The sequence below is a fragment of the Candidatus Saganbacteria bacterium genome, assembly GCA_016223245.1.
In the GTDB taxonomy this organism is placed as follows: domain Bacteria; phylum Margulisbacteria; class WOR-1; order XYC2-FULL-46-14; family XYC2-FULL-37-10; genus JACRPL01.
Window position 1 is genome coordinate 1 of record JACRPL010000014.1, and the last position, 15,569, is coordinate 15,569.

At 42.3% G+C, this 15,569-nt stretch carries 15 protein-coding genes and 1 pseudogene; 10 read left to right on the top strand and 6 right to left on the bottom strand.

Annotation, left to right across the window (positions count from 1 at the left end):
• The first annotated feature begins 195 nt into the window (after window positions 1-195).
• Complete coding sequence (locus HZC34_05935) at window positions 196-372, top strand: hypothetical protein (protein MBI5701364.1); 177 nt, start codon at window positions 196-198, stop codon at window positions 370-372.
• A gap of 285 nt (window positions 373-657) precedes the next feature.
• The gene (locus tag HZC34_05940) at window positions 658-822 is read left to right on the top strand and encodes a hypothetical protein (protein MBI5701365.1); all 165 of its coding nucleotides are present in this window, start codon (window positions 658-660) and stop codon (window positions 820-822) included.
• On the opposite strand, the gene recJ is transcribed toward HZC34_05940, so the two are convergent.
• The 3 genes from recJ to efp form a co-directional block, all read right to left on the bottom strand.
• A complete protein-coding gene (gene recJ, locus HZC34_05945; GenBank protein ID MBI5701366.1) occupies window positions 819-2,510 on the bottom strand; it encodes a single-stranded-DNA-specific exonuclease RecJ in 1,692 nt (563 codons plus the stop codon). The genes HZC34_05940 and recJ overlap by 4 nt on opposite strands.
• Window positions 2,507-2,725 (bottom strand): hypothetical protein, encoded by a 219-nt coding sequence (locus HZC34_05950; protein MBI5701367.1) that lies wholly within the window; start codon window positions 2,723-2,725, stop codon window positions 2,507-2,509. Before HZC34_05950 ends, recJ begins: the two co-directional genes overlap by 4 nt.
• Before the next feature lie 144 nt (window positions 2,726-2,869).
• On the bottom strand, window positions 2,870-3,424 hold the full coding sequence (gene efp / locus HZC34_05955; protein ID MBI5701368.1) for an elongation factor P: 555 nt from the start codon (window positions 3,422-3,424) through the stop codon (window positions 2,870-2,872).
• A gap of 92 nt (window positions 3,425-3,516) precedes the next feature.
• On the opposite strand from efp, the gene HZC34_05960 reads away from it, so the two are divergent.
• From HZC34_05960 to HZC34_05980, 5 genes are all read left to right on the top strand, one after another.
• Window positions 3,517-3,843, top strand: coding sequence for a hypothetical protein (locus HZC34_05960; GenBank protein MBI5701369.1), 327 nt, complete (start codon window positions 3,517-3,519; stop codon window positions 3,841-3,843).
• Between the two features lie 52 nt (window positions 3,844-3,895).
• Window positions 3,896-5,122, top strand: a complete 1,227-nt coding sequence (locus HZC34_05965; GenBank protein ID MBI5701370.1) for a TolC family protein — start codon at window positions 3,896-3,898, stop codon at window positions 5,120-5,122.
• Window positions 5,112-6,221 carry an efflux RND transporter periplasmic adaptor subunit gene (locus tag HZC34_05970; GenBank protein ID MBI5701371.1) on the top strand — a complete coding sequence of 370 codons (1,110 nt, stop codon included), beginning with the start codon at window positions 5,112-5,114 and terminating at the stop codon, window positions 6,219-6,221. Before HZC34_05965 ends, HZC34_05970 begins: the two co-directional genes overlap by 11 nt.
• A gap of 3 nt (window positions 6,222-6,224) precedes the next feature.
• On the top strand, window positions 6,225-9,344 hold the full coding sequence (locus tag HZC34_05975) for an efflux RND transporter permease subunit (protein ID MBI5701372.1): 3,120 nt from the start codon (window positions 6,225-6,227) through the stop codon (window positions 9,342-9,344).
• A 64-nt stretch (window positions 9,345-9,408) separates the two neighbouring features.
• Window positions 9,409-9,729, top strand: a complete 321-nt coding sequence (locus tag HZC34_05980; GenBank protein MBI5701373.1) for a YHS domain-containing protein — start codon at window positions 9,409-9,411, stop codon at window positions 9,727-9,729.
• 74 nt (window positions 9,730-9,803) lie between these two features.
• Here the strand turns inward: HZC34_05980 and HZC34_05985 are convergent, their stop codons facing one another.
• Entirely contained in the window at window positions 9,804-10,886 is a 1,083-nt protein-coding gene (locus tag HZC34_05985; GenBank protein MBI5701374.1) for an aminopeptidase, read from the bottom strand.
• Between the two features lie 96 nt (window positions 10,887-10,982).
• On the opposite strand from HZC34_05985, the gene HZC34_05990 reads away from it, so the two are divergent.
• From HZC34_05990 to HZC34_06000, 3 genes and pseudogenes are all read left to right on the top strand, one after another.
• A complete protein-coding gene (locus HZC34_05990) occupies window positions 10,983-11,825 on the top strand; it encodes a prephenate dehydrogenase/arogenate dehydrogenase family protein (GenBank protein MBI5701375.1) in 843 nt (280 codons plus the stop codon).
• Window positions 11,818-13,099, top strand: a pseudogene (gene aroA / locus HZC34_05995) (3-phosphoshikimate 1-carboxyvinyltransferase). The gene HZC34_05990 and the pseudogene aroA overlap by 8 nt, the downstream one beginning before the upstream one ends.
• 53 nt (window positions 13,100-13,152) lie before the next feature.
• Window positions 13,153-13,974: a hypothetical protein gene (locus HZC34_06000; GenBank protein ID MBI5701376.1), complete on the top strand. Its 822-nt coding sequence runs from the start codon at window positions 13,153-13,155 to the stop codon at window positions 13,972-13,974.
• Here the strand turns inward: HZC34_06000 and rlmD are convergent.
• Both rlmD and HZC34_06010 read right to left on the bottom strand, forming a co-directional pair.
• Complete coding sequence (gene rlmD / locus HZC34_06005) at window positions 13,952-15,067, bottom strand: 23S rRNA (uracil(1939)-C(5))-methyltransferase RlmD (GenBank protein MBI5701377.1); 1,116 nt, start codon at window positions 15,065-15,067, stop codon at window positions 13,952-13,954. The two genes, HZC34_06000 and rlmD, sit on opposite strands and share 23 nt — an antisense overlap.
• A gap of 173 nt (window positions 15,068-15,240) precedes the next feature.
• Window positions 15,241-15,569 (bottom strand): transposase (locus HZC34_06010; GenBank protein MBI5701378.1); only part of this gene is annotated, 329 nt, incomplete at its 5' end.

Consider the following 15,569-nt stretch of genomic DNA (forward strand, 5'->3'; position numbering starts at 1 on the left):
GTTCATAAGTCCGAAAGTTGTAACTCATCTTTTCCCCCTTTAATATGGTCTTTGTTCCTTCCTTTGCTACTATTTTACATTATATAGGGGGCTTATGACACAGGCTCTCAATATCATTTAATTTGTGCTTTCTCTCAAAAAAGAGCGCATAAAGATAAATCCGATAGAGAGAAACAAATACTTCGCGCTAACAAATTGTTGGAAAATCCCGGGAAGGCTTTCAAAAAATCAAAATTCATAAAGAACGCCGTAAACAACAAGCTGGAATTGAATAAAGAACTGATTGCAAAAACCGAATTGCTGGAAGGAATAAAAGCCTATGCCACAAATGTTTCAAATATTGCCCCCGAACTGTTAATATCTAAGCTCTAAAGATCTTTGGAATATTGAAAAAACTTTTAGGATAGCAAAGCATGATTTAGAAATTAGACCTGTATTCCTTTGGACAGAAATAGGCATAAAATCTCATATAGCTCTCGTATTTGTCAGTTTATGCATATCTAAATTTTTGGAGATTAAAGCTAATTCATCTATTGATGCAGTAAAAAGTTTGCTGTGGAAGGTATTTGACGCGGAATTGTTGGATAATGTCTCAGGCAGAACCAGAACAAAAAGATCCCCAATCCCCGAAAACCTTCAAAACCTTGAAAATAGCTTGTGATACATAAAAGAGAAAGTCAGGAAAAATATGAATCCGCTATAGCTTTCATAAGAACGATGCATTCGATCTTTGGAGATAATTGGAGAGAAAGAATGGTTGGCCTGCTTAAGGCCTCATCTGTTGAATCGGCGAGCTATCTTTCTGCAAGGATCGGCTATTAAGTCGCAGAGGGCTTGATATCAACCAAATTCAGTTGTACCGTTTCAAAACCGTTCCATAAGTTCGTAGCCAACGAGTAGGCGATATCATATGATAAAGTAGGTTTTAACATTTCCTTGAATTCGCCCATTCCAAAACCGATCGCTTCAAAAGTCTGGCTGCCGTTAGTAAATTTAATTTTAATATGGCTCCCTGTGTTCCCGACTAGTTTGATGTCAACCGGCTTCAGGTCGTAGCTTGCAAATATCGGTACGGGGTTTCCTTGGCCAAAGGGATCGAGTAACTTTATTTCTCTTGCTAAATTCAGCGTTAGCTGTTCAGGATTCAAATTTGAATCAACTTTGACTTTTGATGTGAAATTCATATCTAGATCGGCTGTAACTTCTATTATTCTTCTTTTGAATTCTTCTATTTTATCAGGAGCTATTTCAAACCCAGCGGCGGCCTCGTGCCCTCCAAAATCTGAAAATAGATCTCTACATGATTCGAGAACTTTAAAAATATTGAAATTCTCAATTGATCTGGCCGATCCTCTTCCTTCACCTTCGTTTATTCCGATCAAAATAGCCGGCTTGTTGAACTTATCGACAACGCGGGAAGCAATTATTCCAATAACTCCGGCATGCCAGTTTTCACCCGAAACAATTATTATTTTTTCCGATGCCAAATTGAGCCTTTCTATTTTTTCAAACACTTCTTTGCCCATTTGGTCGCCAACGCCTTGGCGTCTTATGTTCACTTTGTTCAATTCTTCCGCGTATTTCTTTGCGGTTGTTGGATCTTTTGAAATCAATAAATTCACAGAAAGGGAAGCATGGTCCAATCGCCCAGCCGCATTTATTCGAGGAGCCAAACCAAAATTAATATCCCTGATAGTCAGATCGTTCTTTAATCCCGCAACATCGCATAATGCTTTTATCCCGGGCCTTTTTCTACCATTTAATATGCCGAGCCCTTGTTTTGCCAGTATCCTATTCTCTGCATTTAAGGGAACAACATCTGCTATAGTGCCAAGGGATGCCAAGTCTAATAGGGAAGTAAGGAAAGAATTCTCGGCGATGCCGAAAGCACGAAGTAGGGCCCATGCAAATTTGAAAGCAACACCTGCTCCAGAGAGTTCTCTTGTTTGTGGATTATCAGAGAGTTTTGGATTAACATTTGCGCAAGAGTTTGGAAGTTTTTTTGGCGGCTTATGGTGGTCTGTAACAATAACAGCCATTCCTAACGAATTTGCTTCTTCTATTTCAATATAACTCGATATCCCGCAATCGACTGTAAGTATAATATTCACGCCATCCTCGTTCAATTTCTTTACCGCATCAATATTCAGAGAATAGCCTTCGCCATAGCGTGCCGGTATATAATATGTAGCATTTAATCCCAAGTGATTTAATGTCTCATATAAGATAGAAGTGCCTGTAACTCCGTCAACGTCATAATCGCCATAAACCGCGATCTTTTCGCCGTTTTTTTTGGCTTGAACAATTCTTTCAGCGGCTTTTTTTACGTCTGGAAGTCCAAAAGGGTCGGTTAAGTTAGAAAGGCGAGGGGCTATAAATGCTTGGGCTTCTTTTGGATCTTTAATGCCGCGGTTTAGAATGATCTGGGCAATAACTTGCGATACTTTCAGTTCTTTTGAGAGGTCAGAGCTGTGGGTTGGATCTTGTGGGTATAATTCCCACTTCTTCATCCCTTTTTAAGGAGCATTAACTTTTGGCCGAATTCGACTGGCTTTCCGTTTTCAGCTAATATCTTAACGATCGTTCCCGATACTTCCGATTCTATCTCGTTAAATAATTTCATAGCCTCGATAATGCAGACTACCTTTCCGTTTGTTATATGGTCCCCAATTTTTACAAATGCCGGCGAGTCGGGAGATGGCGCCGAATAAAAAGTCCCGACCATCGGTGATGTTATCGCGATAAGGCCATCCCGCCGTGCTCGCGCTTGATCTCGTATTTTGTCCCGCCTTCTTCAACGGATAATCCCGAGATCTCTTCGGTCTTAACGATCTCAATAAGTTTTTTTATTAATCCAAAATCTACCATTTTATGCCCTCCCTAAGTATTTGCCGTCTCGCGTATCAACTTTCAAAACATCGCCTTCATTTATAAAGAAAGGGACAGAAACAACAAGCCCTGTTTCCGTTGTTGCGGGCTTTCCGCCGGAGACCGTATCTCCCTTATAACCGGGTGAAGTTTCTGTAACTTTAAGTTCAACCGAAGTTGGAAGCGTTACTTCAAGCGCTTCGTCTTCAAGGAAAGCGATATTTACGATAAATCCTTCTTTGATATACTTTTCTGTCCCGCCCATAAGAACTTTGGATATCTCGATCTGGTTAAAGTTTTCCTGGTCCATAAAGTGATATGTATCGCCGTCATTATAAAGATACTGCATTGGGCGGTAGTCTATGTGAACATCTTCGACTTTTTCGTCGACATTGAATGTATTCTCGGAAATTGCCCCTGTCCTTAGGTCTTTCATCTTGACCCTGGCGCGAGCCTGTTGTGCCCACTTTATATGGTTATATTCTATGCATTTATACAACTTGTTGTTGTAAATGAATGCATTTCCTGCTCTAATACTTGTAATTGCAACTGCCATAACTCCTTTAATTTACTATAATTTGATAACTTTTGCAATAAGCGGAATGACAAGTGGTCGATTTTGAGCGAGTTTTATGGTACAATATAACCATGCGTAGATGGGTTTCTTTATTAATTATTTTTCTACTGCTTACTGCCTGCGGGACATCTTTTGCGAATTTATGTTCAAAAAACATCCATTCTTGCTGTGGCACAACAAATTATAGCCAATGCCATTTAAAATCGGTTGATCTTACGGATAATTCCAAAATCACATACGAGCCGATAACTGAAAATTATTTTATTTCTTCAAATGCCGATATTCTCGAGAATAACGATAGTGGTTTCAGTCGGATTATCGTAGATATTACGCCACAAACCGATAGCTCATTTTTATTGGCAGCTTCAAACGGTATCCACGCGCCTCCAACCGCATAAAATCTCCTTGTAATCAGTTTCAAAATTGTTACAATTCCCTTGGAGGATAAATATGCGTTATTGGTTCCTTGTTTTTTTAATTATAATTACAATAAATATTCCCGTAAATGCTGAAGAGCTGCCATTAACTAAAGCGTTAGACATTGCTGCTAAGAATAATCCTGATCTCCGATCGGCAAGAGCGGCCTGGGAGGCTTCAAAATCGAAAATCCCCCAAGCTTTAAGCCTTTCGGATCCAAAGATCGGCGTTGAATATGACAGTATTCCTGCTAATTCCAGCAATTTTTCGGATGGAATGAAAATGTATACAGCCGATCAGATGATCATGTTCCCCGGAAAGATATTCGCGGAATGGATGATGGCGCAAAATGAATCGAAGATGTTCGAGGCAAGATACCAAAAAAAGCTTCGAGAAGTCGTATCCGACATAAAATCCGCTTACTATGATCTTTTCGTTTTCGACCACTCGATACAAATTATTTCGCAAAACAAGGATCTTTTGCAAAGCTTTAAAAAGATCGCCGAATCAAAATATTCCGTAGGGCAGGTTACCCAAGCTGATGCTTTGATGGCTGCGTCGGAATATGCAATGGCCGTAAACGAATTGGAAAATATGAGAAATGAAAGGAATGTAAAGGCTGCAAGACTGAATTCCCTGCTTTTTAAGCCTGTCGACGCCAAGCTTGGAAATATTTTGCAAATTTCATTATCATCGATCGAAGGCTTGCCGAAATTATCCGAAATTGAAAGGCGCGCGCTAAATAACCGCCCCGAACTTATGGAAATGAAAGCCATGCTTGATATCAAAGACGCCGAGCAGTTAAAAAGTAAAATGGGATTTTTCCCGGATACAACTCTTGGATATAAAAAACGATCCGGCGACGGATATGACGTGATGTTTTCGTTCACGATCCCGCTTTATTTCTGGAAGCAGGGCTATCAACTTTCGGAAACCGGTTCGAACCGGGAATCGGCCGACTCCGCATATAAGAACATGGCAAACATGACAAGTTTCGAAGTTCGGGAATCGTATGTTATGGCGGAAAACGCGCAAAGGACAATGAAATTGTATGAAAATAAATTGGTCCCGCTCGCGGAACAAGCTTTGAAAGTTGGAGTATTATCTTATCAAGCAAATAAGATCGATTTCTCCACACTGCTCAATATCCAAAAGAATTATAGGGCTACAAAAGTTAAATATTACGAAAGCCGGGCTAATTATGGGAAAGCTTTGGCTATGTTCGAAAAAATTATTGGGAGGAATATAAATGATAATTAAGATTTTAAATGCCCTCACCCGCCTCTTCGTGAATAGTAATCATAAACCAATTTCCCCTCTCCCAGTGGGAGAGGGGTTAATAGGCTCAAGCTTCGAAACCAAAAAACTGGGTGAGGGATACGGACGGCTCGCGATATTGTTTAGTATTTCGATATTAGTGATTAGTGTTTTGATCGCTGGGTGTGTTTCTTCTAAAAAAGAAGATACCTCTGGAAAGAAGATCTTATTCTACCGCAATCCGATGAACCCGCAGATCACATCGAAAGTATTCATGAAAGACGAAATGGGCATGGATTATCTCCCGGTCTACGAAAAAGAAAAAGGGGAGGCCGAGGGCGAAATATCGATCGGACAGGACGAAGAGGCCCTTGTAGGTGTTGAAACAAAAAAAGTTGTACGACGCCCGCTTCATAAAGAGATAAGGACGGCGGGTATCGTTGCTAATGATCCAGACCTATTTGTTGCAGAGCAAGAATATCTTGGATCAATAGCTTTAAGCGACGAAGCATTGGTCGAGTCCGGCAAAAAAAGATTGAAAGTTTTGGGATTGAATGATGAGCAGATCGAAAAATTGGAAAAAGACGGAGAGGCGCAACAGAGTTTGATACTTCCATCGGATATGGCTTGGGTTTACCTTACGATCTATGAAAATGAAATGGGAAAGGTCAAGGTTGGATCATTTGTTGAAGTTGATACGGTCGCATATCCGGGCGAGATTTTTAGCGGGAAAATCGCCGCGGTTTCACCGGTGTTGGATCCAATGACGCGTTCGCTCAAAGCTAGAGCCGAAGTTTCAAACCCAGGCCATAAGCTGAAGCCAGGGATGTATGCCAATGCGGTAATTAATATTAATTTGGGCAATAGATTGGCAGTTGATGAAGAAGCGGTAATTAATACAGGAAAAAGGACAATAGTTGTTGTATCAAAAGGCAATGGTAAATTTGAAAGCCGTGATGTAGTTTTGTGGCAAAAAGCAGATTCGTATTATGAGGTTATATCCGGGCTGAAAGAGGGCGATATGATCGTCACGACCGGGAACTTTCTTCTTGATTCGGAGTCAAGATTGCGTTCCGGGAAAAAAGTGGAGCACCAGCATTAAGCAATGGCAAAATTAATCGAATTCATTATTGAATATAGCGCGAAGAATCGGCTGATAGTTTTTATCCTGGTAGGCGCTCTGGCGCTTGGAGGATTATTCGCCCTTAGAAGCGTTCCCCTTGACGCATTGCCTGATCTATCGGATACGCAAGTTATCGTTTACTCGCAATGGGACAGGTCGCCTGATATTATCGAAGACCAAGTCACTTATCCTATTATTACCTCTCTTTTGGGCGCGCCAAAAGTCAAAGCGGTCCGCGGTTTTTCGGATTTTGGATTCTCCTATGTCTATGTTGTTTTTGAGGACGGGACGGATATTTATTGGGCGCGATCGCGCACTCTCGAATATCTGAACAAAATAATCCCTCGGCTGCCTGAAGGCGTCAAAGTTGAATTAGGTCCCGATGCCACAGGCGTTGGGTGGGTTTTCCAATATGCATTAGTTGATACGACCGGTAAGAATTCGCTAGCCGACCTGCGCAGTTTTCAGGACTGGTACCTGCGGTATTATCTGCAATCGGTGCCGGGAGTTGCCGAAGTCGCGTCTGTTGGCGGATTTATCAGGCAATATCAGATAAACATCGATCCAAATGCCCTTCTTTCATACAACATTCCTTTGATGAAAGTTGTCGAGAATATACGAAAGAGCAACAACGATGTCGGGGGAAGGCTTGTCGAATGGAGCGGGACAGAATATATGGTACGCGGCCGCGGCTATATAAAAACCACGCAAGATATCGAAAAGATAGTTGTAGGAACCGGCATGAACGGCGAACCTATAACAATCGGCATGGTTGCGCATGTAGCATTAGGGCCGGACTTAAGGCGCGGCATTGCAGAACTTGACGGAAAGGGCGAAGTCGCCGGCGGCATCGTCGTTATGCGCCATAAAGAAAATGCGCTTGATGTTATCAATAGGGTAAAAGCAAAGCTAAAGGAAATTGAGCCGGGGCTTCCAAAAGGTGTGAAGATCGTAACAACCTACGATAGGTCCGACCTGATCAAAGCATCAATTGACACCGTACGCGATACCCTTATCCAAGAATTAATAATTGTAAGCCTTATGCTTATTTTCTTTTTATGGCATTTGCCTTCCGCGTTAGTTCCCATAATCGGTCTTCCGGTCGCGGTGCTTATAGCTTTTATTCCGATGAGCTGGATGGGCTTGACGTCGAATATTATGTCTCTTGGAGGGATTGTGGTGGCTATCGGCGATATGGTGGACGCTTCAATTGTTTTTGTTGAAAATGTCCACAAGCGTTTGGATGATTGGTTTAAGGGATTGCGCAAAGGCACTCGCGAAAGCGTCATGATCGAAGCGATGAAAGAGGTCGGGCCTCCTATCTTCGCATCTCTCTTGGTTATGGCAGTTGCCTTCATGCCGGTATTTACTCTTGTTGCACAGGAGGGTAGATTATTTAAACCCTTGGCATTCACAAAAAACTATTCCATATTATTTGCCGCACTGCTGGCAATAACTTTGACGCCTGCATTGATCATGATCTTTGTCCGAGGGAAAATCATTTCCGAGGATGTGCATCCTGTAAGCAAATTCTTGATCAAGTTATATCGTCCGATCGCGCTCTGGTCCATAAAGCATCGAAAGTTGGTCATAGTAGGTGCGATGATCAGCATTTTAATTACGGTTCCCGTATTTATGAAAATGGGGTCCGAATTTATGCCGCCTTTATATGAGGGAAGTATCCTTTATATGCCAACAACACTACCGGGGATCTCTGTTACCGAAGCGGGAAGGCTGTTAAAGATTCAGGATAAAGTTTTAAAATCTTTTCCTGAAGTGGAAAGGGTGTTTGGAAAAGCCGGAAGAGCCGGTTCTTCAACCGATCCGGCGCCTTTTTCGATGATGGAAACAACCGTGATCCTAAAAGATAAAAAATTGTGGCGGAAAGGCATGACATCGGAAAAATTGATCGATGAAATGGACCAAAAAATGAAGATCCCGGGTGTTTCAAATGCCTGGACCATGCCTATTAAAGCCAGGATCGATATGCTGACGACGGGTGTCCGCACGCCTGTCGGAATAAAAATATTCGGGGCGGACTTAAATGAGATCGAAAAGATCGGGACTCAGATTGAGCATGTATTAAAAGATGTCCCGGGGACAAGGAACGCATTTGCCGAAAGGGTTGCCGGAGGGTATTTTGTAGACTTTGATCTTAAGAGGGAACAGCTTTCGCGATATGGATTAACTGTCGATGACGCTAACATGATAATCATGTCGGCAATCGGCGGTGAAAATATTACAACTGTTATCGCCGGCCGCGAGCGATATCCGGTAAATATCCGTTATGCAAGGGAGCTTCGGTCCGAGATCGACGACCTAAAACGAGTGCTTGTGCCGACGATGAATGGCGCGCAAATACCGATCTCCGAAATTGCCGATGTGAATATCCGTTATGGCCCGTCAATGATCCGCGACGAGAACGGGATGCTTGCGGGCTATGTTTATGTTGATATAACAGGCCGAGATATTGGAGGCTATGTAAACGATGCAAAAAAAGTGGTCCGGGAAAAATTGTCGCTTCCCGTAGGCTATTCGCTTTCATGGTCGGGCCAGTATGAGTTTATGCAAAGGATAACCGACCAGCTTAAACTATTCATACCTTTGACACTATTTATTATCTTTATTTTGTATTATTTCACGTTCGGGTCGATTACAGAAACTTTGATCGTAATGCTTTCGGTCCCGTTCGCTTTGGTAGGCGGTATTTGGTATGTGTATCTATTGGGTTACAACATGAGTATCGCGATCTGGGTAGGGCTTATAGCTCTTGCCGGGGTTGCCGCCGAAACGGGATCTATAATGATCGTTTATTTGGATGAAGCGTATAAACGAAGGAAAGCAATGGGAAAAATGAAAACACTTTCCGATATTTATGAGGCTGTAATGGAAGGAGCTGTTTCCCGTTTGCGTCCAAAACTTATGACAGTTGGGGCAAATATTTTCGGACTTATGCCTGTAATACTTGCGGCGGGTATTGGATCTGATGTCATGAAGCGTATCGCGGCGCCGCTTATCGGCGGGCTTGTTTCGTCGACGATATTGACCCTAGTAGTTCTTCCCGCGATCTATACATTATGGAAAGAAAAAGAGGTGAAGTGAAATAAAATCTTTGAAAAAGTCGGATTGCGGAATGCCGGGAATGTTACTAAGGAGGTGAAATAAAATGAAAAATTTGTCCCGCTTCTTTAATATTATTAAAATTGTTGCGGGATCCCGTAAAACGGGAATAATTGTAGTTGTTATTCTTTTGATCGTTATCGGTGGATGGTTTTTATTTAATAATAGAGCTAGCCAACCTACAACTGCGAACCTGCAGAATATTGCTCCAGGGACAACCGAGCTAGTCGCTTGTCCTGTTACCGGAGAAAAAATTGCAAAAGATAAAGCATATTCAAAAGTTGAGTATAAGGGGAAAACATATTATTTCTGCTGTGCTGGGTGCCCAGAGAAATTTATGAAGAATCCTGAGAAGTATGTGAAGTAAGTTGATGGATAGGAACCGCGAGCCGTGCCTGCCGGCAGGCAGGGTTCACTCGCAGGTTCCTATCTTTTCTTTTTTCAAACCAGAATTTTTCTTTCTCCCATTACCTTAAATGGCGATTTGTTGCCGCCATAATATACGATGATAGTCGGAGCAATAACTAGAAAATCCCTGTGTGTTTGGGAATCATTTACTCCGCCGAAATCAGTATTTTCGCCAAAAGCTATGTGAATCGTTCCTGAAGCTTTTTCATCCTGCAAGAGATTTCCGCATAATTCAAACGGGACAAGGCCGATGCCAAGCTCTCCGATTACCGATGCCATTTTATCTACGGATAATTTTTCGATCAATGCTTGCAGCCAATTATTGTGCTCCCATGGGACATTTGAAAAAAACCAATTTATCCCGACAAGCCCTGACTTGTCTTTTATGACCTTTCCATCCCGGACAACGATCCGCAACGGCGACGGAACAAGCCCAAAATCACCGATCGAGCCGTCAACAACGATCACGCCATTTGCTTTGGTCTCTTCCGGCGCGCTAAATATCTCTCCGTTGGGGATGTTCATAAATCTTCCAACATCAAACGACAGGTCGTCTACCCATTTCCTATTTTTTATTCCGATCTCAATGCTTGTGCCCATAGGAGATGATATATGCACTTTTTCAGCGCCTACAAAAGCCGCTCTAAGGGCTTGAGCTTGTCTGGATGCTTCCGTGTAATCGAAATTGACCATAAGCATGCTTTCCGTGATCCCAGGCGCGTGTCCTGTTTTTGCAATATGATCTTTCTGTAGGCTTGTGAGTACCACCCGGTACGGTGTTTCATCGGGGCGACTTTCAAATAAATTCAAGGCAACATCAAATTTTCCCGTGCGGACAAGAGCAAGTATCTCATCCCCGCCGCCGTTTGCGAATCGGCACTCTTTAAGTTCGTGAGGCGTAACTTTTGCCCCGAGGATCTGTACTCCGTTTGCAAAAGCGTTAGCAATGTTCCTTTTTCCCTGATCATGAACTATTAGGACGCGTTGTCCTTCTTGTAGGCCAAATGTGCCTTCAAGAATCCCGCGGGCTCTTGTCGCAAGAGTCGGCATAATACCTTCAGGTAGTCGAAAACGTGGAGCTTCTGGTAAACGGGGTGCTCCGATCCTTTCTGCCATTGTATTGCCTCCTAATTTTGCGATACATATTATTCTCGATACCAAATCTTGAAAATTTCAGTTGAATTTAAAAATCTTTCGGCATAAGATAGGTATATGAAGAAAATAGCAATCGTTGGCCTTGGACTCATAGGCGGATCGCTTGCGAAAGCTTTTAAGAGGGAGGGGTTCTATGTTATTGGAATTCCTCATAGACAGGAAACATTGGATAAAGCAGAACAAGTTGGAGCGATAGATGAAGGATCCCTCGATCTAAAATCTGTTTCCGATGCCGATTTTATTTTTATCTGTACTCCGATCAATCAAATAATCCCGACTCTAAAGCTGTTTGCCGTAAGCTGTAAGCCGGGAGCTATCGTCACCGATGTTGCATCAACAAAACAAGAGATCGTATCTCAAGCGGAAAAGCTTGTGCCCAAGGGAACCTTCTTTGTAGGCGGACATCCCATGGCTGGTAAAGAAAAAGTTAAATTCGAAGAATCCGATGCCGACATCTTTTCGGGAAAAACTTACATCCTAACTCAAACTTCAAAGACCAGTAAGAAAGCGCTCGAAGCTCTTAAAGACATAGTGACACAGCTGCATAGCACCATAGTGACCTTCGACCCTAAGACCCACGATCTAGTAGTCGCCGGCATAAGCCACGTTCCATTAGCTGTTTCAGTGGCACTTGTTAATTCAGTTATGAATTCCGAACAAAAAGATAATATGAAGCAAACTGCTTCATCCGGCTTTCGCGATACAACTCGTGTTGCTTCAGGCGACCCCGAACTTGGCGTCAATATGTTCACGACGAATAAGAAAGCCGTTCTAAAGACATTGAAAGAATTCAAGAAAGCGCTCTCAAATATTGAAAAGCTCATTAAGACTGGCGATTCTTCTGGACTTAAGGCTGAATTAGAACGCGCAAAATCATTTAGAGATTCAATATATGGGTAGCTTGAAGATAAATCCTACTTCTGGCCTCATAGGCGAAATAACAGTTCCAGGAGATAAATCAATATCTCACCGCGCAATTATGCTTGGCGCATTGGCCAATGGTGAAACGGTTGTACATGGATTTTTGAATTCCGCGGATTGTATTGCGACGGCAGAATGCTTTCGTAATTTAGGAATTGAAATAGAGCATAGAACTTTGAACTTGGAACAAGGAACTCAGGCATTGATCAGGGGAAAGGGATTAAGGGGATTAACAAAATCTACAAAAACTTTAGATGTTGGGAATTCGGGGACGACCATACGATTGATGTCTGGGATTCTTGCGGCGCAATCTTTTGAAACGGAGATCACTGGTGATCTTTCCATTCAGAAAAGACCTATGAAGAGAGTTGTTGATCCATTAACGTTAATGGGCGCAAAAATTGAGGGACAATTTGCACCGCTAAAGATTTCGGGTGAGAATCTTCATGGTATAAAATACGAACTCCCTATGGCTTCCGCTCAAGTAAAGTCTGCAATCCTTCTTGCCGGGCTTTATACAAAAGGGAAAACGATCGTTATTGAAAAAATTCCATCAAGAGATCACACCGAGAGAATGCTTTCTTATTTTGGATTATCTCTAAAGAGATTCGGTGGCGAGATATCAATTGAAGGCGGAGTTGAATTCGACGGGAGAGAGATATTTGTCCCCGGCGATATTTCATCCGCGGCATATTTTCTTGTTGCGGGGATTTTGGCTCCAAATTCAAATATATTAATCAGGAATGTCGGCACAAATCCGACACGAACAGGTATCCTTGAAGTCCTTCATCGGATGGGGGCCGAAGTTGAAGTGCTTAATGAAGAGCTTCTTTCTGGCGAACCTCGCGCTAATTTAGAAATTAGAAATTCGAAAGTAGAAATTGGAAAGTTGGTGGGGATCGAAATTGGTGGAGAATTGATACCTCGCATTATTGACGAAATTCCTATTATCGCTGTTCTCGCAACTCAAGCTATAGGGGACACTATCATCAAAGACGCAAAAGAACTTCGCGTGAAAGAAAGCGATCGAATAAAGACCGTTATTTCCGAATTAACAAAAATGGGAGCTAAAATTGACGAACTTCCAGATGGAATGGTCATTCACGGTGGCACTAAACTTCATGGCGCAACTATCGATTCTCATGGGGATCACAGGATCGCAATGTCATGTGCTGTTGCTGGATTGTATTGAGACATCTTTTCCGGAGTTTGAAAAACTGATAGCAAAAATTTCAAAATCCACCTCCGTTTAGCTGCAATTTCCCATAAATTTTAACGATATATATTTAGGGAGTTTTACATTCATATGATAGGAGCTGTAGCATTTCATTTTAGATATGCAGCCGCGCATAGGGCCAACTTGGCTTTCATGTCGGGGGATGTCCATGCATTCATGCGCGGAGCCCGATCCCCCGCGTTTAGGATCGGCCCCAACGAATTCAAAGGCAATATTTTTGCCTTACCGAGCCGGCTTTATGAGAAAATGGGTATAAATGCCAAGTATTTCGATGGTGAATTGAGAATCCTCGTCCTTGCTGTCCCTGATTATGACAGGTACGATAAGTTGATGCGCCAGTCTACAAGCGGAGTATACCTTAATGCTCCAAGATTTCCCGGAGCCGAAGCTCTTATTGGGAATGATGTTAATGGTTATTTACAGTCTCGAACAAATTCCAAATTAATAGTTGTTCCAAAAGGCTTCGACCTTGCAACTTTATTACATGAGACGCTCCATGATATTTATTTGAGAAAATTAACGGCAGAGGAAGTTGATCGGTTTATTACAGCTTCAGCTGCCTATATACAAGAATTACTTGCGGGCAGTACAGCTAGGAAAATATTGAACACGCCGCAGGGCATGCTTCTGGCCGACGTTTCAAATCATTCGGGACGCAGATTAAGAGAACTGGTTTCTCCTGCCGAGGTCAATAGATTGCGCGCGCAAAACCCCAGCAAACCTTTGAGGGACATATTAAAGCCTTGCGATCTTAAATTCTTCAGCGAATTGTTTGCAATGGCCGGCGAAGTGTATTTTGGTTTTAAGCATCCTTTGCCGCATGGCATGGTGCCGGAGCCTGTAAAGGAATTTTATGCTTCGATCGAAATCAGGCAAGCCTTAACAGGATAATATTTTCAATATGCGGCGTATGGGGGAACATATCCAGCGGTTGTATTTTTTTTATCTTATATCCCGCTAATAAAAGTTTATCTATATCAAATTTCTGCGATGTCGGGTTGCATGAAACATAAACGATCGTCTTGGGTTTAACATCAATGATCCTTGCTATAACTTTTTTGTTGGCTCCGGGGCGGGGTGGGTCTAAAATCAAAATGTCGCTTTCTATGTTGCTATGTCCCTTTGTCACTATGTCTTCAACACGACCGGAAATGACAGAATAGTTTTTGATGCCATTAAGTTCTGCGTTCTCAAGTGAAAGTTTTGCCGCGGGTTCATTTTCTTCGATCCCTATAACTTCCAGCGCATCCTTTGCAAGAGAGAGTCCAATGCTTCCGGTACCCGAATACATATCGTAAATTCTTTCCCCGCTTTTAGGATTAGCAAATTCTTTTACTACTTTGATCAAACTCTCACCCTGATAAGTATTTGTCTGGAAGAAAGACTGGATAGGAATCTTAAATTTAATTCCGTTCAAAGATTCCATGTAATGATCTTGTCCGAAACTCTTTTGTATCTCGCCAAATGATCTGTCTGCCGGAGATAAATTAATGCTCCAAACGACTCCTTGAACAAGATCTTGGACTTTTTCCCAAAATGCTCCCAGCGGGAATTCGCCTTTATTTGAAGTGATAATATTTATAACCGTATTCTTGATATTTTTGCCTTCGCGGATGACCATATGGCGCATAATGCCTCTTGGCTGTTTGGGCAGTTCCGTATAATAACTTTCAAGTTTTTTCCACTGCATAAAATAGCGGAGTCTCTCTAGTATCTTATTGCTTTCTTCGGACATAAGCAGGCATTCTTCAATATTAATAATATTGTTCTTGTTGTTTTTGAGCCCTGCGGTAAAGTTCGGGCCAATTGCAAAATCCATCCTGTTGCGATAGAAAAATTCTTTGGAGGATGGGATTATGGGCGACGATTCGCCGAACAGTTCTTTGATCGTTTGTTCTTTTGTTTTTAATTGGTCGGAGTAGGGGATGTCTTGCAATTTGCATCCGCCGCAGACGCCGAAATGATTGCAGAGTCCATTATTCATCTATGTATTATATAACATTTAGGTCAGATTATCCCGCTCATGGGATCGTCTATGATCGTATCTGGCATTGTTAGGCTATAGTCTGGGTGATATTGGATCACTCTCTCTAATTGTGAAAGGGTAACTTGCACAATTCGCCTAACATGTATTACTGCATCAGGCGGTCAAGCCCCCTAGTTTCTGGACATAAGTAGTGCCGAAAAAGTAGAGACATTTTGTTTTTTCGGCAATTCCAGAACTGTGGGCACCTCCTTTAATTCGGATTGAATTCCAGCACGGAAAGTTGCTGAGCTGATGTTCCCCAGGGAACCATGCGGACGTCGATCGTTGTACCAATCGATGTATGCTTCAAACCCGACTTTCGCTTCCCAGAAATTCAGATAATCATTCCGATAAACTTCTTCTTTCTTGTAGCAAGAAAACCAGCTTTCAATATATGGCTTGTCATTGGGCGCCTGCACTCCGCAATATTCGATTTTAAGCCAAGTTCTTTTCTCTGCCG